General features: G+C 58.9%; 21 protein-coding genes and 4 pseudogenes. 11 read left to right on the forward strand and 14 right to left on the reverse strand.

All coding sequences use genetic code 11. The annotated features are described in order from the left end of the window. Nucleotides 1-195 precede the first annotated feature (195 nt). Nucleotides 196-480 (forward strand): annotated as a pseudogene (locus ACFX5Q_RS29090) (HlyD family type I secretion periplasmic adaptor subunit); the annotation flags it as partial. A 546-nt stretch (nt 481-1,026) separates the two neighbouring features. Here the strand turns inward: ACFX5Q_RS29090 and ACFX5Q_RS29095 are convergent. The 3 genes from ACFX5Q_RS29095 to ACFX5Q_RS29105 form a co-directional block, all read right to left on the reverse strand. After that, complete coding sequence (locus ACFX5Q_RS29095) at nt 1,027-1,272, reverse strand: transcriptional regulator (protein ID WP_404283551.1); 246 nt, start codon at nt 1,270-1,272, stop codon at nt 1,027-1,029. A 255-nt stretch (nt 1,273-1,527) separates the two neighbouring features. Then, nucleotides 1,528-1,734: a hypothetical protein gene (locus ACFX5Q_RS29100; protein ID WP_404283444.1), complete on the reverse strand. Its 207-nt coding sequence runs from the start codon at nt 1,732-1,734 to the stop codon at nt 1,528-1,530. Between the two features lie 343 nt (nt 1,735-2,077). Then, entirely contained in the window at nt 2,078-2,314 is a 237-nt protein-coding gene (locus ACFX5Q_RS29105) for a helix-turn-helix domain-containing protein (RefSeq protein WP_112099334.1), read from the reverse strand. 166 nt (nt 2,315-2,480) lie between these two features. Between ACFX5Q_RS29105 and ACFX5Q_RS29110 the strand changes: the two genes are divergently transcribed. Then, nucleotides 2,481-3,089: a helix-turn-helix domain-containing protein gene (locus ACFX5Q_RS29110; protein ID WP_404283446.1), complete on the forward strand. Its 609-nt coding sequence runs from the start codon at nt 2,481-2,483 to the stop codon at nt 3,087-3,089. Here the strand turns inward: ACFX5Q_RS29110 and ACFX5Q_RS29115 are convergent. The 4 genes from ACFX5Q_RS29115 to ACFX5Q_RS29130 all read right to left on the reverse strand — a co-directional run bounded on the left by ACFX5Q_RS29115 (nt 3,009) and on the right by ACFX5Q_RS29130 (nt 6,659). Continuing rightward, a complete protein-coding gene (locus tag ACFX5Q_RS29115; protein WP_404283448.1) occupies nt 3,009-4,262 on the reverse strand; it encodes a CapA family protein in 1,254 nt (417 codons plus the stop codon). The genes ACFX5Q_RS29110 and ACFX5Q_RS29115 overlap by 81 nt on opposite strands. Nucleotides 4,263-4,336: 74 nt before the next feature. Then, on the reverse strand, nt 4,337-5,185 hold the full coding sequence (locus ACFX5Q_RS29120; protein ID WP_404283450.1) for a transporter substrate-binding domain-containing protein: 849 nt from the start codon (nt 5,183-5,185) through the stop codon (nt 4,337-4,339). Nucleotides 5,186-5,236: 51 nt separating this feature from the next. Next, nucleotides 5,237-5,986: an ABC transporter permease gene (locus ACFX5Q_RS29125; protein ID WP_404283451.1), complete on the reverse strand. Its 750-nt coding sequence runs from the start codon at nt 5,984-5,986 to the stop codon at nt 5,237-5,239. A gap of 13 nt (nt 5,987-5,999) precedes the next feature. After that, the gene (locus tag ACFX5Q_RS29130) at nt 6,000-6,659 is read right to left on the reverse strand and encodes an ABC transporter permease (protein ID WP_404283452.1); all 660 of its coding nucleotides are present in this window, start codon (nt 6,657-6,659) and stop codon (nt 6,000-6,002) included. Between the two features lie 271 nt (nt 6,660-6,930). Here ACFX5Q_RS29130 and ACFX5Q_RS29135 point away from each other — a divergent pair, with 271 nt between their 5' ends. After that, nucleotides 6,931-7,995, forward strand: coding sequence for a LysR family transcriptional regulator (locus ACFX5Q_RS29135; protein WP_404283453.1), 1,065 nt, complete (start codon nt 6,931-6,933; stop codon nt 7,993-7,995). Here ACFX5Q_RS29135 and ACFX5Q_RS29140 read toward each other — a convergent pair. The 3 genes and pseudogenes from ACFX5Q_RS29140 to rocF form a co-directional block, all read right to left on the reverse strand. Then, nucleotides 7,982-8,452 (reverse strand): annotated as a pseudogene (locus ACFX5Q_RS29140) (MucR family transcriptional regulator). The gene ACFX5Q_RS29135 and the pseudogene ACFX5Q_RS29140 overlap by 14 nt on opposite strands. A gap of 228 nt (nt 8,453-8,680) precedes the next feature. Further along, nucleotides 8,681-9,736, reverse strand: coding sequence for an ornithine cyclodeaminase (locus ACFX5Q_RS29145; RefSeq protein ID WP_404283455.1), 1,056 nt, complete (start codon nt 9,734-9,736; stop codon nt 8,681-8,683). 2 nt (nt 9,737-9,738) lie between these two features. Then, nucleotides 9,739-10,671 carry an arginase gene (rocF, locus tag ACFX5Q_RS29150; RefSeq protein WP_404283456.1) on the reverse strand — a complete coding sequence of 311 codons (933 nt, stop codon included), beginning with the start codon at nt 10,669-10,671 and terminating at the stop codon, nt 9,739-9,741. A 133-nt stretch (nt 10,672-10,804) separates the two neighbouring features. On the opposite strand from rocF, the gene ACFX5Q_RS29155 reads away from it, so the two are divergent. Next, nucleotides 10,805-11,245, forward strand: a complete 441-nt coding sequence (locus ACFX5Q_RS29155) for an Lrp/AsnC family transcriptional regulator (RefSeq protein WP_031261243.1) — start codon at nt 10,805-10,807, stop codon at nt 11,243-11,245. Between the two features lie 858 nt (nt 11,246-12,103). Here ACFX5Q_RS29155 and ACFX5Q_RS29160 read toward each other — a convergent pair. Then, the gene (locus ACFX5Q_RS29160) at nt 12,104-12,580 is read right to left on the reverse strand and encodes an Hsp20 family protein (protein WP_404283458.1); all 477 of its coding nucleotides are present in this window, start codon (nt 12,578-12,580) and stop codon (nt 12,104-12,106) included. 161 nt (nt 12,581-12,741) lie between these two features. Next, the gene (locus ACFX5Q_RS29165; RefSeq protein ID WP_404283460.1) at nt 12,742-13,200 is read right to left on the reverse strand and encodes a DUF982 domain-containing protein; all 459 of its coding nucleotides are present in this window, start codon (nt 13,198-13,200) and stop codon (nt 12,742-12,744) included. Between the two features lie 206 nt (nt 13,201-13,406). On the opposite strand from ACFX5Q_RS29165, the pseudogene ACFX5Q_RS29170 reads away from it, so the two are divergent. The 3 genes and pseudogenes from ACFX5Q_RS29170 to ACFX5Q_RS29180 form a co-directional block, all read left to right on the forward strand. After that, nucleotides 13,407-13,835: pseudogene (locus ACFX5Q_RS29170) on the forward strand (divalent metal cation transporter); the annotation flags it as partial. A 102-nt stretch (nt 13,836-13,937) separates the two neighbouring features. Further along, complete coding sequence (locus ACFX5Q_RS29175) at nt 13,938-14,096, forward strand: hypothetical protein (RefSeq protein ID WP_404283462.1); 159 nt, start codon at nt 13,938-13,940, stop codon at nt 14,094-14,096. Further along, nucleotides 14,087-14,353: a hypothetical protein gene (locus ACFX5Q_RS29180; RefSeq protein ID WP_404283464.1), complete on the forward strand. Its 267-nt coding sequence runs from the start codon at nt 14,087-14,089 to the stop codon at nt 14,351-14,353. Before ACFX5Q_RS29175 ends, ACFX5Q_RS29180 begins: the two co-directional genes overlap by 10 nt. 522 nt (nt 14,354-14,875) lie before the next feature. Here ACFX5Q_RS29180 and ACFX5Q_RS29185 read toward each other — a convergent pair. After that, nucleotides 14,876-15,526, reverse strand: a complete 651-nt coding sequence (locus tag ACFX5Q_RS29185) for a methyltransferase family protein (protein WP_404283465.1) — start codon at nt 15,524-15,526, stop codon at nt 14,876-14,878. A gap of 163 nt (nt 15,527-15,689) precedes the next feature. On the opposite strand from ACFX5Q_RS29185, the pseudogene ACFX5Q_RS29190 reads away from it, so the two are divergent. The 4 genes and pseudogenes from ACFX5Q_RS29190 to ACFX5Q_RS29205 all read left to right on the forward strand — a co-directional run. Further along, a pseudogene (locus tag ACFX5Q_RS29190) lies at nt 15,690-15,812 on the forward strand (ATP-dependent DNA ligase); the annotation flags it as partial. Between the two features lie 339 nt (nt 15,813-16,151). Then, the gene (locus ACFX5Q_RS29195) at nt 16,152-16,454 is read left to right on the forward strand and encodes a hypothetical protein (protein ID WP_404283467.1); all 303 of its coding nucleotides are present in this window, start codon (nt 16,152-16,154) and stop codon (nt 16,452-16,454) included. Between the two features lie 298 nt (nt 16,455-16,752). Continuing rightward, complete coding sequence (locus ACFX5Q_RS29200) at nt 16,753-16,974, forward strand: hypothetical protein (protein ID WP_404283469.1); 222 nt, start codon at nt 16,753-16,755, stop codon at nt 16,972-16,974. A gap of 23 nt (nt 16,975-16,997) precedes the next feature. Further along, a complete protein-coding gene (locus ACFX5Q_RS29205; protein ID WP_404283471.1) occupies nt 16,998-17,210 on the forward strand; it encodes a hypothetical protein in 213 nt (70 codons plus the stop codon). Nucleotides 17,211-17,295: 85 nt separating this feature from the next. Here ACFX5Q_RS29205 and ACFX5Q_RS29210 read toward each other — a convergent pair whose 3' ends face one another. After that, nucleotides 17,296-17,517 carry a hypothetical protein gene (locus ACFX5Q_RS29210; protein WP_404283472.1) on the reverse strand — a complete coding sequence of 74 codons (222 nt, stop codon included), beginning with the start codon at nt 17,515-17,517 and terminating at the stop codon, nt 17,296-17,298. Between the last annotated feature and the right edge of the window lie 351 nt (nt 17,518-17,868).

A 17,868-nucleotide genomic window follows, 5' to 3' on the forward strand; every position in this document is an offset into this window, starting at 1 on the left:
CGTACCTTGCTTTAGAAATATCGGACATACTTACCCCACCCTGTATGATCTTGATATTTTGTGAGTCTTAACAAATACAGAATCATGAAATGGATGTTGTTTGAAGTGATTGATAATATAAATCGACGCTGAATTAGATATACCTAATATTGTAGGCAGGTTTGATATTGATAAGCGGGATGGCCGTCGCCATGGCAGGGCGCAACATTGCAGCTGTCTGCCTTCAACCAGCGCACGACGCCTGAACTCAACGGCACCGTCAGCAAGATTTCCACCGATCTCAGCATCGATGAACGAAGCGGCGCCGGCTTCTACACCGTGCATGTTGTTTTGCAGCGCGCGGAACTCGCCAGGCTCAAAGGATTGGCCTTTGCGCCTGGAATGCCGGTCGAGGTGTTCTTTTCGACCAGCAGCCGCTCGACGCTGTCCTATCTGGTGAAACCCCTGGCTGATCAGATCAAGCGGGCTTTCCGGGAAGAGTGGGCTGCGCTCGATTTCGATCCGATGATGGCCCGCATCGCGTGTTGCCGAGGGGGGCATTGTGCATCAGGTTTACGGTCACTTTGCCAGCATCAAAGATGACCTTTGCTGGGCGCGAAATCGTTGTGTTGTCCCGGCTTTTATCGTCAGCGTTCGGGTTTGGCACGGCCAAGCCTGAACAGCCTCCTTGATCGTATGTGAAATGTCCGCTTCAGCTAAGTACCTCCCGATAGCGGAGAGTCGGCTTTCGGCCCGTTGCGGCCATTTCTGAGCTCCCACACTTGGCTTTTCCAGCGCTAAACTGTCCTTGGGCGATGAATGGAAACGGTCAGATGTTCCCGGTCTGTGCTCGAAAAGTGGCATAAAAGGCAGTGTGGAACTGCAGCGTATTGGGTAACGGCAGCTCGTCCTACCGAACCACCAAAAGCCATCCGACTGCTTACGGCCCCTTGTCGGTCGTTCAATGTCACAATAGGTATGGCGGCACCTGGCGCAAAGCGGCCGGAAGTCGGTGTCGATCGCTCGAAGCTGTGCGTTCGGCGTTCGCTATTGCCGTTTGGCCAAGCGCACGCCAGCACCACCGCCGTTTTCCGAAATGAACACGATGCCCGCTCTCTCAAGGGCGCCACGGATCGCGTTCCGATTTGCTATTGTGATCGGAGGGACGCCATCCGCAGCTTCTGCGCGCCTAACTGTCGCCACTCCCACGCTAGCTGCATCGGCCAAATCTTCGGCACTCCAACGTATCAACGCTCGCGCTGCTCTGATCTGGGCGCCGGCAATTTCTTTCACATCATCTAATTTCAAGTTGATCACTTACGGCTCATGTGATATGAAATCGCTCACGTAAGCCTTTCTGCCGCCGAAGTTCATAGGGCAGGGGCTCACGTATGGACTCGGCTGAGGGACGTGCGTCGGCAGTCATCCGGCCTGACCACAACCAAGCTTCAGGGAACTCGGATCATAGCTGATTCCGACAATAGCACGACTTTGCTTCTCGTCACGCGCAGGAGGGTACTTGTGGGAACGGCAATTGCAATGGCGAGATCAAATCGAAACGCGTTTGTCCGCAGCGATCTGGAAACAGGCCAATCTGCCGATCATGCGGTGGCGGTGTGGCGCAAATGGCAGGATGCCCACCAGCAGACTGAATGGCTGTGCCGTCAACAGCAACGCCTGGAGCGGAAACTCATCGAAACGATTGGATTTCCTTGCGCGACCACCCTGTCCGACGGTGAGACCGTGACGCTGCATTCACCTGAGGCGCTTCGAGATGTACTCGGCGTCGGTCCTATCACGTGGCTGTCCGCGCGAAGGCTGAAGCCGACTTTGCGGCCCAGGCACGCTGGGATACGGCAGATAGGGAAGTTGGCTACTCGGCGACGTTGCGGGCCGAACGCGAGGCGGCCGTCCGAGCAGCGGACCTGCTCGAGATACTGTCCGACCCCCCCGCTGCTTCTCGTGCCGGTGTGGCAGCCAAGCTTGATGGTGCCTAGCGAAGGGCAGTCTTCGGAGGACGACGCTGAGTTTCCTTGGCCGCAGATACGCTCGACCTTGGAGAATATTATTCGGATTGGCCAGCAAACAGACTGGACCATCAAACCAGAGGATCTAAGAGCCGTACACCCTCACCCTTTTGACCAGCAGACAAGAATTCGACACCTGCTTTTGTCAGAGCCGCCTCAATGGCCTGCAACGTGCTGATCCGGGAATCTACCTTGCCATTTTCCAACCGGGCCAGCGCATTCAGCGACACAATTGCCTTGTCGGCCAGCTCCTGCTGCGACCAACCAAGCAAAGCCCGAGCGGCTCGAATCTGTCGTGGACTGACCATGAGTCCACAATCGGCAGGCAGATTTTCTTTGCCACCTATAGGGTCATTTTGCACCCTATAAGGTATATTAAATGGCGATTCGATCTGCGGATAACATCGGAGCGAAGAGCCCGGAGCGTACGCGACATACTCTCTATCCGACTGACTTGTGGAGGATCGAAAGGCCTTGTTGAAACCGCAACGCTCCGTCCTCCTTCGGACGGGGCCGAAGCCAAAGATCGACAGTGACCCTCATCCCGCCGATCAGCACGTCGGCAGGCAGATTGCGACCGTTCGCGTCCAATCCGACGTCTCGCAAGCCCAGCTTGCCCGGTCCATAGGCATCAGCTTCCAGCAGCTCCAGAAATACGAGAACGCGCGGAATCGCGTGAGCGCGTCGATGCTCTACGAGATCGCCAGCTCGCTCGGCGTTCCTGTCGGCCGCTTCTTCGAAGGCCTGCCGGGAAACGATGAGGCCCGTGTCGAGGCGCGGCCCCTGCCGGTCGATGAGCGCCTGGATTTCATCGCCAGCGCGGAGGGCCGGCGCCTGATCGAGGGGCTTGTAAACCTTCCGCCGCGTGTGCGCGGTCGCGTCTCGTCCCTTATCGCCGCATTGGGGGAGGAGTTGGCATTGCTCGATGCGAACGCGACAATGAAACGGTCGGCGAAGCCGCGCCGGCCGAACACAATACGGCCTGACGGCCGGTCGGCCCCGTCAGCCGAATTTTCGGGCAGCGAACACTGCGATGCGGCCGCAAGCCGAGGACACTTCGATTTCGACGCCGAACGCCCGTGAGCGGGTCGCGAATCCCTCGAGGATGTCTCGCGCCGCGCTTCCCGTCACGGCGACGGGTACCAATCTGCCCGTTGCTGATCCGAGAGACTGAGCTTCCGCCCCGATCACGACGGGCAGGAGATCTATTTCTGCGAGGTTTCCGCCCGCATCATAGCGGCACGCGGCGACGATGCTTTGCCAGACTTCCGGTGGATCCCATTCGTTTTCGTCGGGATGCACGTGGAAGAGGAAATTTCCCAAACCGTAGAAGATCGGCGAGTCATTGTAGATCTCCACCGCCTGCAGCACCGGAGCGCCGTGGCTGACGAACAGGTTCGCGCCGGCGTCGATGCACATCCGGGCAAAGGTCTGCACCCAGCGCGGCACGTCCTGCCAACCTGGTTCCCAATGATGGTGGTGCAGATAGGCGATGACGAAATCGCCTTGTGCCGCCGCGTGCCGGATGGCGGACAGATGGACACTCGCGCTCCGCTGATCGACCTCGATCCGACGGCCGAAATCCGGGGCTTGCGTGAACACGGTGCCGTAGAAATTGATCTCCTTGCCGGCCGACACCTCTACCGGGTCCTCCGGTTGCGCATAGTTGGCCAGTTCAAAGGGGGAGCTTTGCAAATGAGCGCCCAGCCTTGCCAGTCTGCGGAAATGTCCGTCCGGCACCCCCATCTTGCGAACGGTGTTCAGACGATTGACGCCGGGCCGAGCCGGCCGGAAGGCCGTGCGGTCTTCCGCATACATGTTGGTCGGGCCGGGGCCTGCATCCATTGCAAGAAGCGCGACCTCGCGCGCGCCCAGCCGGCGGCGGCCCGGTTTCCTGGCCTCCGTCTCGTCGGCCCCGATGCCGGCATGCAGGAAGCCGCGCGCTTCCACTTCCTCCAGCGTCGAGAGGATGCCGCCGGCGCCGAGATCGAAGGCGTGGTTGTTTGCCAGCGCGAGCGCGTTGAAACCGATGGCCTGCAATGCGTCGAGCACTTCAGCCCTGGAATATCCGAAGTATTTGCCCTTGGTCGGCCACCCGCCGTGCTTGCCGAGGATTGTCGACTCGAAGTTGGTGAAGACGACGTCGCCTTGGCGCAGGAAGTCCGTAACCGCGATGAAGCGTTCGTCTTTGACGTCACGGATATCGTGCGTGATCAGGGATTGGCCGGTAACGACCGCGCAGAACTGGTCTTTCATGGAGCTCGCCTTGAAGGAGGGGAGGGCGCTGGCGTTCCGGCCACCGCCCCGTCAATGTCGAAGCCGGTTGCCGCCTATTGAGAGAGGGCCGGTGAGATGTCGGTTTTGAACCACTTCAGGCTCAGCGCCTTGATCGTCCCATCCTTGGTGGCCGCGTCGATGGCCGCGTTGAACTTGGTGAGCAATTCGGCATCGTCCTTGCGCATGCCGGCGCCGACGCCCGGTCCCCAGAGGCCGCCTTTCAATTCCGGGCCGAAAAACACCGCATCCGAGCCGGAAGGCGTCTCCAGAAAATCCCGCCAGGTGAAATAGTCGGCGAGGCCGCCGTCGATGCGACCCGCGGCAAGATCGAGCTTCATGTTGTCGAGGCTGTCGTAACTGCGAATGGTCACGACATCGCCCAGGATTTCCTTCACGACGGCTTCCGAATTTGACGAGCGCAGGGCCCCGATCGCCTTGCCGGCGAGTGTCGATCTGAGGCGATCAATGGTCGCCTTCTCCTTGTCGCCGATGGTCGAAAGGTTGACCTTTTCCTTGGTGTCGCCGGCGTCGAGACCCAGTTCCTTTCGCACCACGAACTGGTTGAAGCCGGCGGCGTAGGGGATCGAGAATGCGATCGACTGCTTGCGCTTCTCGGTGATCGCCATGCCGGACATGATGACGTCGAACTTGCCGACAAGCAGTGCCGGGATGATCCCGTCCCAATCCTGCGGGACGAAGGTACATTTGATCTGGATGCGACGGCATAGTTCCTGTCCGACATCGATATCGTAGCCGTAGAGTTGACCGTTCGCGTCGGTGCCGTCCCAGGGCGGTGAGGCGCCTTCGGAGGCGATCGAAATGACGCGCTCGCTTTCGGCGTTGGCCGGGAATGCCGACATCAGGGATGCGATGGAAACAGCAATAGCCAGGGGTATGCGCATGATGCACCTCATCGTTGGTTAAGATGGAAAGGGCGGCCAAAAACCCGCAGTTCAGGGCATGGGCGTCGTGATCTCTGGGTCAGGCAAGGGGGGACGCAATCGGGCTTTGCGTCGATGCACCGCATGGCCGTCGGTCGAAAGCCATCGCTCCAGCAACTGGATCGCTTTCACCGCGATCGAGGTGAGCGATAGGTAGATCGCTCCGGCGACGATGAAGATCTCGTACGGCGCGAACGTCGTCGACACCATCTGTCTCGCCATGCCGGTGATCTCGAGCAGCGTTACGGTGCTCGCCAGGGACGAGCCCTTGATCATCCCCACGACCTCGTTGCCGTAGGCCGGAAGCGATATCCTGAAGGCGATCGGGAAGGTGACCAGGCGAGCGATCTGGAAGCGTTTCAAGCCGAGAGACGTGGCCGCCTCGGTGACACCCTTAGGCACGGACTGGAGACCGCGGCACAGGATCTCGGTGGTGTGTGCCGCGCTGTTTAGCGAAAATGTCAGAAGGGCGCACCAGAAAGGGTCGCGCAGGATCACCCAAAAGATGCTGGTTCGCACCGCCTCGATCTGACCGAGGCCGTAGTAGAGCAGGAAGAGCTGAACAAGCATCGGCGTGCCGCGGATGACATAGGTGTATGCCAGCACAGCGAGCGAGAGGCCGGGGCGTCCAAACGCGCGCATGAAGGCCAGCGGCACGGACAGAAGAAATCCGGCCGTCAGCGACAAGACCGTCAGGGTCAAGGTGAGACCAACGCCCGAAGGCAGGACAACCATTGCGTCAAAGATCAAGCCGAGGTTCATGGGTCGCTCCCTCCTACCGGCTGAGTGCCGGATAGCGCCGCTCAGCCAGCTGGATCGACAGCAGCGTGACGGTGGTCAGCGAGAGATAGAGAGCGGAGGCCGCAAGGTAGAAGGTCAATGGTGCGCGCAAGGATCCGGCCCCCACATACGCAACGCGCATGATGTCGGTCAGGCCGACGATCGAAACCAGCGCGGTATCCTTGAAGAGCGAAATCCAGAGATTGCCATAGGCAGGCAGCGCCAACCGCAGCATTTGAGGTCCGATGACGAACATCCAGCGCTGCCAGGCGTTCAGCCCAAGCGACTTTGCCGCTTCGGTTTGACCCGCTGGCACTGCCGCAATCGCGCCGCGAAACACTTCGGTAGCATAACCGCTGAAAACGACCGAGAGCGCGATAACCCCTGCGGTGAATGCGTTCACCTCCACATACCGGCCGGCGATCTTGCTGGCGAGCGTGGTTCCGCCGAAGTAGATGAGCAGGATAATGAGAAGTTCTGGTACACCACGGACAACCGTGGTGTAGGCCGTCACGACACTGTTGAGGCGCGGTTGTGCCGTGCCCTTCGAAATAGCCAAGAACAACCCAAATGCCGTACCCAGGCAGCCGCTGACAAGGGCCAGGCTTATGGTCACGGTGAGCGCGACAACAAACTGAATAGTAAAACCACCCATGGGGCGTTTTCCTCGACTCGCAGTACCTCAAGATACGCCGGCCTTTGTCACTCAGACCAAGTCGTATAACCCAAGGTTGCGAATTGTTATATTTGTAATTTGGAGTTAATTTGAGATATTGCCTAATTCTAGCGCTTGAAATTACACACTCAATCTATAATTTTTATTATTTTATCTATAACGCACCGTTATATACTGCGGCGGTTCGTTGTTCCCCAGGTTGGCCTTATCTGCTTCCCGGGTGGCGTTATCAGGGAAAGGAGCGCAGGGAATGGAGTTGCTGCAGAGCGACCTGAAGCTCCGTCAACTGAAGGTCTTCCGAGAAGTGTTGCGGGCCGGTTCGACAAGGCGAGCGGCGGCAGTGCTCGGGATAAGCCAGCCGGCCGTCAGTCAACATGTGAAGCAACTCGAGACCACGCTCGGCATTACACTCTTCAAGAGATCAGCCAACCGCATCGTCCCCTTGCAGGAAGCCTGGGAACTCCTGCGAAACGTAGAACTTGCCCTGACGTCCCTGGATCGACTGGAAGCGTCGATCTTCGCGATGAAGAATGAGGAAAAGCAGAGGATTGCGATTGCCGCGCCATCCGTTTTCGGTTTCGTGACCTTGCCCAAGGTTGTGGCGATTATCCATTCAAAGACCGCTTCGAATGTCCGGTCGATTTCTGGAAGCTACGAGCAGATCGGCGAGCACATCCTGGCTGGGCGGGCAGATCTTGGAATCTCGAGACTGCCGCTGGACCCAAGCCTGTTTGAATGGGCGGCCCTTGGGTCAGCGCGCAACGTATGCATTTTTCATCCCGACCATCGCTTTTCAAAACAGACCTGTATCGAGGCCCACGACCTGGCAGGCGAAACGATCGTCGATATCGATCCGCAGTTCGCCGCCCACCAAATGAACTTCAATGCCTTGCGCTTTGCCGGCGTTGAGCCTGACATACTGGTGGAATTCGATTGCAACGGTCACGAAGCCGGATACGTTTCGGCCGGCCTAGGCATTTCGATCACTAACGAGATCATCGCGCGTGAGTACGCGGCGTTTAACCTCGAAGCAAAGCCGGTGGAACCATCCGCGCTCTATCACTACGTCGCGATTTGGCAGAAGGGCAGGACCTTTTCCAACGCATTAAATGTATCGCTCGAGGCGATCATCGCTGCGTTTTCAAATATGCCGACTGCGAGAGGGTCATCACCCCTAGAGGGATGGTGTCCTTCGACAGCCGCCGCCCTTGAACAAGGGGCAACGGTTCATTCTAACAGAAAACGATCAGCCCGCGCCCCTGCAACAGAACGCGGGCCTTTTGAGCAAAATAGCCCCGATGTCAGCTCGTCTTGATGCCAATCTTGCGGCGCTTCGCTGGCGCCGCTTCAGGCTCAGGCGCTACGGCCTTCCGTCCCAGGCCGATCGCCTTCGCCATCGTCGATCGCACCGCAGCGTAGTTCGGCGCAACCATCGGATAATCAGAGGGTAGGCCCCATTTCGCACGATACGCATCCGGTGACAGATCGTAGTGAGTGCCTAAGTGTCGTTTGAGCGATTTGAACTTCTTGCCGTCTTCCAGGCAGATGATGAAATCGGGCGTCACCGATTTCTTGACCGGGACAGCGGGTGTAGGCTTCTCTTCCGCTTTGGGTGCGGGTGATCCCCGCAGCTTGCTGATCGCTTCATAGGTATCGACAATTATACGAGCGAGTTCCGCAACTGGAACCGGATTGTTGCTGACTTAGGCGGAAACGATGTCGGCGGTCATCTCGAGCAATTCCACGTCGGACTTGATAAGATCTTCAGGCATTTGGCCACCCTTCATTTGCTCTTCAGTTGCCGCAGCCCCGATCTACGTCAGCAGCCTCGCTACAGCAAAGCGCACCGGGTGCACAAGACAAGATGTTACAAAGAGGAACGCGCCGGCGGCAGGGATCACGAAACTCTGCATGAACCAGTTCGGGCGCGGCACCGCCAGCAATGAAGGTGCAAGTGCAATTGGGCAGGAGGGCGGATACAGGTTTTTGAGCGACCCTTGTTATGCTGCCGGCTGCATGGCTGCCCTCAGCAGCATGCCGAACAGATCTCGCGGCTCGTCGGGATCGGCGAGCAGATCGAGTTCCTCGTACAGGCCGGTCGCTTGCAACTGGTCCCGTACATATCGCAGGGCCGAAAAATCCTCGATGGCGAAGCCGACTGAATCGAACAGCGTGATCTGCTTGGCGTCTCGGCGGCCTTGTGCCTTGGCGGTGATCACTTCCCAGAGCTCGGTCACTGGATGGTTGGGATCCAGCTGCTGGATCTCGCCCTCGATGCGTGTCTGTGGCGGGAACTCGACGAAAATGTCGGAGCGCAGCAGGATGTCCTTGTGCAGTTCGGTCTTGCCGGGGCAGTCGCCGCCGACGGCGTTGATGTGGACGCCGGAGCCGACCATGTTGTCGGTGAGAATGGTGGCGCATTGCTTGTCGGCGGTAACGGTCGTGATGATCCCGGCACCTTCAACCGCTTCCTGGCCGGTCCCGCATATGGTGATATCGAACCCCATGCCAGCCAGGTTCTTCGCGCATTTCCGCGAGGCGGACCGGTCGATGTCGTAGAGCCTGAGCCGATCGAGACCAGTCAGCGCCTTGAAGGCGATGGCCTGGAATTCCGACTGGGCGCCATTGCCAATGATGGCCATGGTGCGCGTGCCGCCCGGTGCCAGATACTTTGCCGCGACAGCGGATGTGGCGGCGGTGCGCAACGCAGTCAGGATGGTCATTTCGGTAAGCAGCATCGGATAGCCGCTGCCAACATCGGCGAGCACGCCGAAGGCGGTGACCGTCTGCAAACCCTGGCGCATGTTCTTCGGATGACCGTTGACATATTTGAAGCCATAGAGGCGCCCATCGCTTGTCGGCATCAGTTCGATGACGCCGTCATGGCTATGCGAGGCGATGCGAGGCGTCTTGTCGAAAAGTTCCCAGCGACGGAAGTCTTCCTCGATGTAGCTGGCGAGCTCGGTCAGGCAGCGCTCGACGCCGATGGCGATCACCAGCTTCATCATGCGATCGACGCTGACGAAGGGGACGATGTTCAGCTTTGCCGTGGTCATGATCAAAAGCTCCCGGAATGGCTGCGAGTCGGGCGGTCCATGATGCGGCGGCCCATCAGGCTCGCCGTCAGGTCGACCATCAGCGTCGCGGTACGGCCTCGCTCGTCCAGAAAGGGATTCAACTCGACAAGGTCCAGGCTGGAGACGAGCCCGCTGTCGGACAGCATCTCCATCACCAGATGCGCCTCGCGAAACGTCGCGCCGCCGGGAACCGTGGTGCCGACTGCCGGTGCGATCGACGGGTCGAGGAAGTCGACGTCGAGACTGACATGCAGCAGCCCGCCTTCCGCCGACACGCGCGCCAGGAAGGCGCGCAGCAGCGGCGCGATGCCATGCTCGTCGATGGCGCGCATGTCGTGCACAGTCACGCCCGCCTGGTTAAGCGCACTGCGCTCGGCCGGGTCGACACTGCGCAGGCCCATGGTGCAGATACGCTTGGGATCGACCGCTGCCGGAAGATCCGGAAAATAACCACGGAAACCCGGCTGGCCGCTGGCGTAGGCGAGCGGAACACCGTGCAGATTGCCGCTGGCGGTGGTGTCGAGCGTGTGGAAATCCGGATGCGCGTCGAGCCACAGCACGAACAGAGTGCGCCCGGCCTCGGCGGCGCGGCGGGCGAGGCCCGACACGGTCCCGGCTGAGATCGAATGGTCGCCGCCAAGAAAGATCGGCATGGCGTCCTCGCTTGCCGCGTAGGCGGCCTCGGCAATGGCGAATGTCCAGGCCGACACCTCGGGCAGGGACTTCAGCGCCAGATTGCCATGCACGACGCGCCTCGCCGGAATTGCCTGGACGGCCCCCATATCCTCGACAGTGTGGCCGAGGCCGGACAGCACCTCAACAAGTCCGGCGGTCCTCAGCGCACTTGGCCCCATTTCGCATCCCATTCTGCCGGCACCGTCCTGCACCGGCGCCCCGACGATTTTGCAACGCATTGTTTCCCCGTCGCCAAGTTCGAATGACCGTGAGGAGATCATGGCGAGCCGGCGATATGAACAAGCAGAATTGGCAATCCGGAAAGCTATATTTATCATAATGGCAGCGAAACTGATCAGAATGGTAACCCTGATGGATGCGCTAGACGAACGGCTCGTAACTTTGCTGCGACATGACGCTCGGCGCAGCGTGTCGGATCTCGCCGTCGACCTCGGCGTCTCGCGCGCCACGGTCAGGGCCCGTATGGAGCGACTGGAACGATCCGGCGACATCATCGGCTACACCGTGGTGCTGCGCGCCGACGCCGTCGATCAGCGCATCCGCGGTATCATGCTCATTGAGATTGAGGGCCATGCCGCTGACCGCGTGGTTCGGGCGCTGGGTGGCTTCCCGGAAGTCTCGACCATCCATACCACCAACGGCCGCTGGGATCTGGTTGTCGAACTCGGGACGGCCTCGCTGACCGATTTCGATGCTGTGCTACGCCGCATCCGACTGATAGCTGGCATAACGGGCAGCGAAACGAGCCTGCTTCTGGCCACGCCGCGCACGACGCGGGCACGACTGACCTAAAGTCGCAGCTCTTGCCGCTCGCAGCAGATCATGGCGTCCCATGCCAAGGGAGGCACTGCCTCCCGCATGGCGGCCCGGGCCGTCCATGATTGGACGCTCTTTTCCTCTTCCTGACAGGTTCAACGAGAGCAATGGGTCAGGCAGGCAGATTTCCGAATAGCACGCCATGCTATCCGTTTCTGCGACGGGCCGGTTTGCCTGCTTCTGTCAGCTCTCGAATGAATACATCTTGCTAGGTATGGAGAAAAATCGCGATCTCGGTTGGCTTGAAGGAGGCCACGCATCCTGCGGACAGCAGTCCGCGAATCTAGCAAGTCCACCGCCATTCTCCGCCCCAATGCGGGCTCCGCACTGGCAGTTGCTACGCCACTGCCTCGCCTTGGAGCGACGATGCCATACGCAGGACAGGGTGGGGGCTCGTCGTCATCATCCGGCCGCCGTCGACGAAACCAAGGCGACAACTTAATTAGGTGCCGTCGATCGTAGGGTCTTCGCCATGGCGTCCCAGGCCGACCTTGACCCTTTTCGTCTGGCTGTTGCCCGTCCAGCGCCTTCAGAGCGCGAAGGATTGCGTCGACCATTACAATTGAACCGTCATCCAACTGACGCAGTATCGGCACTCCGGGGATGGCACGTGCGTCGGACGCCCACGAGGCCAGCAACGCCCGCTTCTCGGCAACGCTCATGTTGGGGTGCTGGAGGACATCATCAGGATGTCCTGGCAATTGCGACGCGCGGTCCGATGCCGCATAGCCTGCTTTCGTTTGTAAAAAGATCTCAGATCCGGTGGTCATCTCCATTCTCCGCAATCAGTGCCTCCCGGCTTAGCCGGGAGGCGGGACCGCAGATTGATTTTGGTCAGGCAACTTTGCGCTGTGGCTGGGTATCCTGGCTAATCTGCTTATTGGGCGACGGCTGCTTGCCGGTCGACGTGCCAATGCCAATACGACGCGGCTTCAGCTCCTCGGGGATCTCGCGGACCAGATCCACCGACAGCAAGCCATTCTCCAGCGTGGCATCCGCGACCTTCACATAGTCCGCCAGCCTGAAGACCTGTTTGAAGTTGCGTGTCGCCATGCCGCGATGAAGAATTTGCCGATCGCCCTGCTCGGGCTGCTTCTGCCCGATGACGATCAGTTCAGGGCCGTGCTGTGTAAGCTCGACTTCCTCGGGGCTGAAGCCCGCAACTGCCATGGTGATGCGATAGTCGTTGTCGCCGGTCTTCTCGATGTTGTAGGGCGGCCAGTCCGATCGCACGCTGCTATCTAGCATGTCGAACAGGCGGTCAAAGCCGACCGTCGTGCGATACAGGGGGGCATAGTCAAAGCTTCTCATAGCCATATCCTCCATGAAGCAACATGGTTTACAAGCAGCGTCGCAGCGTCACCGCGACGCCATTTTTGTCGAGCCTAAAGCCTCGACGGCGAACGATTTGGGAATGCTCTAAAAACCGTTCAAGAGGCCGCAGAAATTTTTTTCGACTGCCACGCAGAAGCTCAATGTTGCGCTTTCAATATCCTGGCCTCGCGCAGCAACGAGGACCGGTCGGCCCCCATCATATTGATCAGATCACGGGCCTGGGTTTCGGTGATGCCCGTTTCGCGCGCCAGGAAACGGACCATAAAGTCTTCCTCTTCCTCCATTCGCGCCCGGTTCTTGCGCTTTGCGTCGCCTGCCGGGCGGCGTGTCGCCTTTACCGCGGGCTCCGCTTTCAGAACGACCAAACCAGCCTCTTCCGCCGCGGCGAGGAAGGCTTGGCGGGCCGTTTCGACCTTCTCCGGATTGGTGAGATGGCCGGTGCATGCTTGAAGTGCCACCCTGTGGCGCTGCCCATGTTCGCCGGGCCAGCTCTCCATCATAAAGATCGCCGCCTCAGAGACACTAACCAAAGTGCGATAAGCTCCCGGGTTTGCCGTCTCAATCATCACCGGCTCTTCAAAGAAGGGATCTTGCATATTTTCTGCCCCAGCGTCGCCAAGGCGAACGAGGGAACCCTGGTTTCGTTCCAAGCGATCCCAGGAGCGAACGGCGGCAGCCACGCGGGACGACCGTGACGGCGAGACAGCCACTGGGGCCCGCCGGGGGCGCAGGATAATTTTCTGCACGGCGGAGCTTTTGCCGTGGCGGCGAGTTACCCCGCTCGCAGCGGAGGAGCCTGTGCATGCAAAAGAACGGGCCGTCGAAGCCCCGGTTTCTCGGCATTTTGGGCCCTGGCCTCATAACGGGCGCCTCCGACGATGATCCAAGCGGTATTGCCACGTATTCCCAGGCCGGAGGCCAGTTCGGCTTCGGCCTCACATGGACGATGCTGTTCAGCTATCCCCTGATGTCGGTGGTTCAGGAGATCAGCTGCCGCATTGGGCGGACCACCTCCCACGGAATTGCCGGAAACATGCGCCGGTGCTATCCGAACTGGCTGCTTCAGTCTCGCCTATGTCATCATGTTCGGGGCAGTTTCCGTCGTCCTGCAGATTTTTCTCAAATACAGCCGCCGCTATGTCTCGGTGCTGAAATGGCTGACCTGTCGCTTTTTGCTTATTTCGCAACCGTGCTGGTTGTACATGTTCCATGGGGTGAGGTCGCGCGCGGCGCAGATCGTGAGGGATGCCGCCGGCGTCACGCATCTTCACCAGGCGCGGCCTCGATTGGACTTCGAAGTACCGCGATCTGGCCGACGCCTCCAAAGGCCTGAATGTGCAGAGCCATCATCGGCGGCGAGATCGTCGTCTTGAACGACGCTGGCCTGTCCGATTTCGGGGAACTTCGGAAAGCGATCACCAGGCGGCAGCACGACCTCGATTTCGTCGCCTTCGATCTCCCAACGGTCACGATCTGCGCGACATGCCGCTAGCGGACCGCCGCGAGATATTGGCGAGCATGATCCCGCCTGACATCCGAATCCAGGTCAGCCAAGCGCTGCCGGGCAAAGCCAAGGCAATCTTCCATCTGGTCGATCAGGCAGGGCTCGAGGGGCTGATATCGAAGCGCCGGGACAGCAAATATCGCAGCGGCCCGTCAACGGCCTGGCTGAAGACGAAAGCCTTTACGATCGACGAATACGATCTGCTCGGCGTCGAGCGCGAGCTGGTAAGCCCGCTTTCGCCCTGATGGCCGAGCGCGACACAGGAAATGTCGGCTCGGCCTTCATCACTTTGAAGCGGGAGATGCGCGAACGGCTGTGGAATTGGGTCCAAGAATACGCAGGGCCGGCACCGAAGGGCATGAAGCGGCCGGCGACGCGATGGGTTAAGCCGGGGCTCATTGCCCGTGTGAAGCACCTTCGCGGCGAGGAAGATTTACGGCACGCATCACATCGGGAGGACGATTGACCGTTATTTGTGCTTCTCGACGAACGCTTTGCATGCGGGGGATAGCTGATCGATCATGCTTTGAAGATCACATTTGCCGATTGGTGTCATTGGGCAAAGCCGTTTGTAGTCGGGTCTGCACTCTTTGCCTTGGAAGCTTTTGAAAGCTTTTGCCTCGGCGGTCATGGCGTTCAAAAGTATTCCTGAGCAAGCTAACACCAAGCCTAACCACAGATGCTTCCCCATTAGCCCTTTCCCTTGTTGCTTCACAATATCGGTGCAATAAATTAGGATACGCTAATGGGCTGAGCGCTGCAAGCTGCTAGGGCAACCGGAACAGGACCGGCAATATGCCCGACTGCTGGGCGCCGTCGATCAGCTCGAAGGCCGGAAGCGCGACGAGGAATACCAGGCCGTCCAGCAGCGTGGTCAAAAGCAGGCTCGGCTTGAAGCTGCCAGTGTCGCCTTCCTCGTAAAGCGAAAGATCAGGAAAGAAGCGTGGCACTTTCGCCAGAAAGGCCTGATACGGAAGGCCAAGGGCTTCCTTGAGGAATTTTTCCTCGCGCAAGATGACGACATGGAACGCCAGGCCGCACATCACCGCAAAGCCGATCATCGTGGTGATCGAGCCGATCTGGGCGCCGACCCCGGCAGCGGCCACGCTGGAGAAGACATAGAGCGGGTTGCGGGTGATCGAATAAGGGCCGCCAGTGACCACCTCGGAGGATTTGCGGCCACCGATATAGAGTGTTGCCCACAGGCGACCAATCACCCCGAGAAAGATCAGCACCACGCCAACCATTTCAATCGCCTCGTGCACCGGGGTGTCTGGCGGGAAGGTCGACTGACCGAACATCAGAGCCGAGAACATCACCACGATCAGAACGGCAAGCACCATCCTGCGTATCTGCTGGAAGTTGCCTAGCCCGTATTTGGCGTCCTTGACGTCCGAATACTTGACTTCATTGACCATGTCGGAATCCGATCATCGAGAAATTTTTGCCGCCGATCGCAGCGTCTGGGGCCCCGCCGATCGCGGCGACCCTTTGGGTTACGATTCAGGCGGATTTACAGCGCGATGGGCAAGCCTGACGTCATCGTGATCTCGGGTCTGTTTGGAAAAAAGGGACGCAGCCCAAGGGCTTGAGTGCCCGGCGACGCAGTGGGTCAAGCCGGGGCTGATCGGCCGCGTGAAGCACCTACGGGGCGAGGAAGATTTACGGCATGCCTCGCTGCAGGATTTTCGCGAAGATAACTGATTTTGCAAAGTGATTGGCTAACGGCTGCATTAAAGCGTATGGATGTAGGGGTCGTCAGCTTACAACTCCTGGGCGCTGACGCTTGTGAGCGACTATCGGACTCTTGCCCCAACCTAAGGCACTAGGACGACGAACGAAGATCAGAGACGGCCCCTCTTTCGGTCGAAACTATTCGAGCTCTCGCGCAGGAAACAGGGGCTACCGACGAGCAAATACGTGAGATCATCTCATTGGTCGGGATCGATCGAGCTTCGATTCTGAGGGAAGCGCGCTACCTCAAAAAGACCAGATGAATCGCGCAAGCCAAATCCTAAATGACCATGAGCCGGCGGTATCAATATGGACGAAAAATATTCCAATGCGCGGGGGCATTTCTTTGCGGCAATAAGAGCGCTAGCGGCTTCATCAGAAAGCATTCAAACGCGATTGATCGAAGCGAATGAAAGCATTCTACACGTTACCATCGATGAGTTTGATGGCGACCGTGAGCTAAAGTTTAAGTTTGCAAAGATCCTTGACCTCTTGGCCGTTGATCAGGACGACATGGAAACTGTCGCTGTTGAGACAGCCGCGCACATGACCGATTTTGAAGCCGTCAAGGTTGCCGACCTTATTTGTGATTTTTGCTTCGAACTCGCTTAACCACGCGGTCTGCGCGACCTCCAGCAGGAGGCGCTACTTCTTGGTAATGTTACCGTTGTTCAGATCGAAGGCTTGAGTGCCGCGCGTTTGGGCGTAAAAATTGTCCTGCAGATCGCCCCATTCACCAAGGAAGCCGCCACAACTACTGCAATGAATTGGCGTAAGTCAGTCGCTTTTTCGGGAATGTCCAGACGAACCGTCCCGCATGCTTTGCAATCCAGTTTGTGGTCTAGTACGTCGTGAGGAACGATTCTATCACTCTTACGTTCGCCCTGCCGGATATTGAAAGGGCAAAAAAATGAGCGTACGGGGCACCAACTTCCTGCACAAGTGGATTTCCAGCAACGTCCCCGAGACGGTCGGCGCCGACATCATCTCAGTCGCCGATCTGACGCAAAAGCTGTTCGCCGACGCCAAGGCCGTGGAAATCAGCAGCACCGAGATTGAGGAAGACACCGGCAGCGTCTATGAGGCGATCCTTGATGCCATCGTGCATCACGATGCTGGCTTGACGGATTGAGGTAGTGAGAGAGAGCTGACAAAATGGATGCCCTCAAGCGAACATATCGTCTGCAGATCATGGTCAATGCCGAGGAACTCGCTGTCCTGGATGCTTGGCGATTTGAGAAAAGACTTCCGAACCGTGCTGAGGCAGTGCGGGCGTTGCTTCAACGCTGTCTCATGGCCAAGGACTATGAGACAGATCGGGGCGCACGTTCGGTCGAATTCGGCGTTCTCAATCGGCCCGGCGACTAGGGCCGCTGAGCGTCTACGAGGTGTGGGCGGACGGGCGTGGCGTTCTGCCAAAACCCGGCCGGTCACCATAAGCAGGTACTCATACCTACTGGATAGCGCTTGGTTTCCAGTCCTTTGAGATGCTGTCCAGAGCCATCCTGATATCGTCTGGACTGTCGATCCCGCCGCTGAAAAGTGCAATCAGGCGACGGGCTAGATGCTCTCGCGCCGGGTGAGAGCCTTCAATCCCGGCTTGCTCGCAATAGTCGTCTAGAATCCTGGTGAGTGTTGCTAACTGCTTCTCGTCAGCTATGCCGCGTAAGGTCATCGCGCATCTCCCTATTGGGCGAAAGCGTGATCTACTCTTCCAAGCACCCGTGTGCCGTAGAAGGCGGGCGACAATTTAGGGTACGCCTGTGGAGATGCACTAGCGAGTCATTTATTTCCGGAACTGGAAGGCCCTTGGCACGTTGCGCCCTCAGTATGGCCGAAATCCCCCTGAGCGCTGAGAATGTTGCAGTTCATCGCTTAGTCAAAGAGACAGGCATCACCGAAGCACAAGCCCGCGAGCTTATCGCCTTCCTTGGGCCGCATAATTGGTCATCGCTTCTGCGTGAAGCTCGAATTCTTGGAAAGCGCTGACTCCGCGCGGGACCAGCACCGCGGCGGCCTCAAGGGT

This window comes from Mesorhizobium sp. IMUNJ 23033, assembly GCF_044778005.1.
In the GTDB taxonomy this organism is placed as follows: domain Bacteria; phylum Pseudomonadota; class Alphaproteobacteria; order Rhizobiales; family Rhizobiaceae; genus Mesorhizobium; species Mesorhizobium amorphae_A.

Excerpts from the sequence above, each read along its gene's own strand:
- ACFX5Q_RS29205 (WP_404283471.1), top strand. The coding sequence starts at position 16,998 with ATGGATGCCCTCAAGCGAACATATCGTCTGCAGATCATGGTCAATGCC.
- ACFX5Q_RS29135 (WP_404283453.1), top strand. The coding sequence starts at position 6,931 with ATGGAGTTGCTGCAGAGCGACCTGAAGCTCCGTCAACTGAAGGTCTTC.
- ACFX5Q_RS29105 (WP_112099334.1), bottom strand. The coding sequence starts at position 2,314 with ATGGTCAGTCCACGACAGATTCGAGCCGCTCGGGCTTTGCTTGGTTGG.
- ACFX5Q_RS29185 (WP_404283465.1), bottom strand. The coding sequence starts at position 15,526 with ATGGTCAATGAAGTCAAGTATTCGGACGTCAAGGACGCCAAATACGGG.
- ACFX5Q_RS29160 (WP_404283458.1), bottom strand. The coding sequence starts at position 12,580 with ATGAGAAGCTTTGACTATGCCCCCCTGTATCGCACGACGGTCGGCTTT.
- ACFX5Q_RS29125 (WP_404283451.1), bottom strand. The coding sequence starts at position 5,986 with ATGAACCTCGGCTTGATCTTTGACGCAATGGTTGTCCTGCCTTCGGGC.
- ACFX5Q_RS29130 (WP_404283452.1), bottom strand. The coding sequence starts at position 6,659 with ATGGGTGGTTTTACTATTCAGTTTGTTGTCGCGCTCACCGTGACCATA.
- ACFX5Q_RS29145 (WP_404283455.1), bottom strand. The coding sequence starts at position 9,736 with ATGACCACGGCAAAGCTGAACATCGTCCCCTTCGTCAGCGTCGATCGC.
- ACFX5Q_RS29210 (WP_404283472.1), bottom strand. The coding sequence starts at position 17,517 with ATGACCTTACGCGGCATAGCTGACGAGAAGCAGTTAGCAACACTCACC.
- ACFX5Q_RS29180 (WP_404283464.1), top strand. The coding sequence starts at position 14,087 with ATGCCGCTAGCGGACCGCCGCGAGATATTGGCGAGCATGATCCCGCCT.
- rocF (WP_404283456.1), bottom strand. The coding sequence starts at position 10,671 with ATGCGTTGCAAAATCGTCGGGGCGCCGGTGCAGGACGGTGCCGGCAGA.
- ACFX5Q_RS29195 (WP_404283467.1), top strand. The coding sequence starts at position 16,152 with ATGGACGAAAAATATTCCAATGCGCGGGGGCATTTCTTTGCGGCAATA.
- ACFX5Q_RS29175 (WP_404283462.1), top strand. The coding sequence starts at position 13,938 with ATGTGCAGAGCCATCATCGGCGGCGAGATCGTCGTCTTGAACGACGCT.
- ACFX5Q_RS29115 (WP_404283448.1), bottom strand. The coding sequence starts at position 4,262 with ATGAAAGACCAGTTCTGCGCGGTCGTTACCGGCCAATCCCTGATCACG.
- ACFX5Q_RS29200 (WP_404283469.1), top strand. The coding sequence starts at position 16,753 with ATGAGCGTACGGGGCACCAACTTCCTGCACAAGTGGATTTCCAGCAAC.
- ACFX5Q_RS29165 (WP_404283460.1), bottom strand. The coding sequence starts at position 13,200 with ATGCAAGATCCCTTCTTTGAAGAGCCGGTGATGATTGAGACGGCAAAC.
- ACFX5Q_RS29155 (WP_031261243.1), top strand. The coding sequence starts at position 10,805 with ATGGATGCGCTAGACGAACGGCTCGTAACTTTGCTGCGACATGACGCT.
- ACFX5Q_RS29100 (WP_404283444.1), bottom strand. The coding sequence starts at position 1,734 with ATGCAGCGTCACGGTCTCACCGTCGGACAGGGTGGTCGCGCAAGGAAA.
- ACFX5Q_RS29120 (WP_404283450.1), bottom strand. The coding sequence starts at position 5,185 with ATGCGCATACCCCTGGCTATTGCTGTTTCCATCGCATCCCTGATGTCG.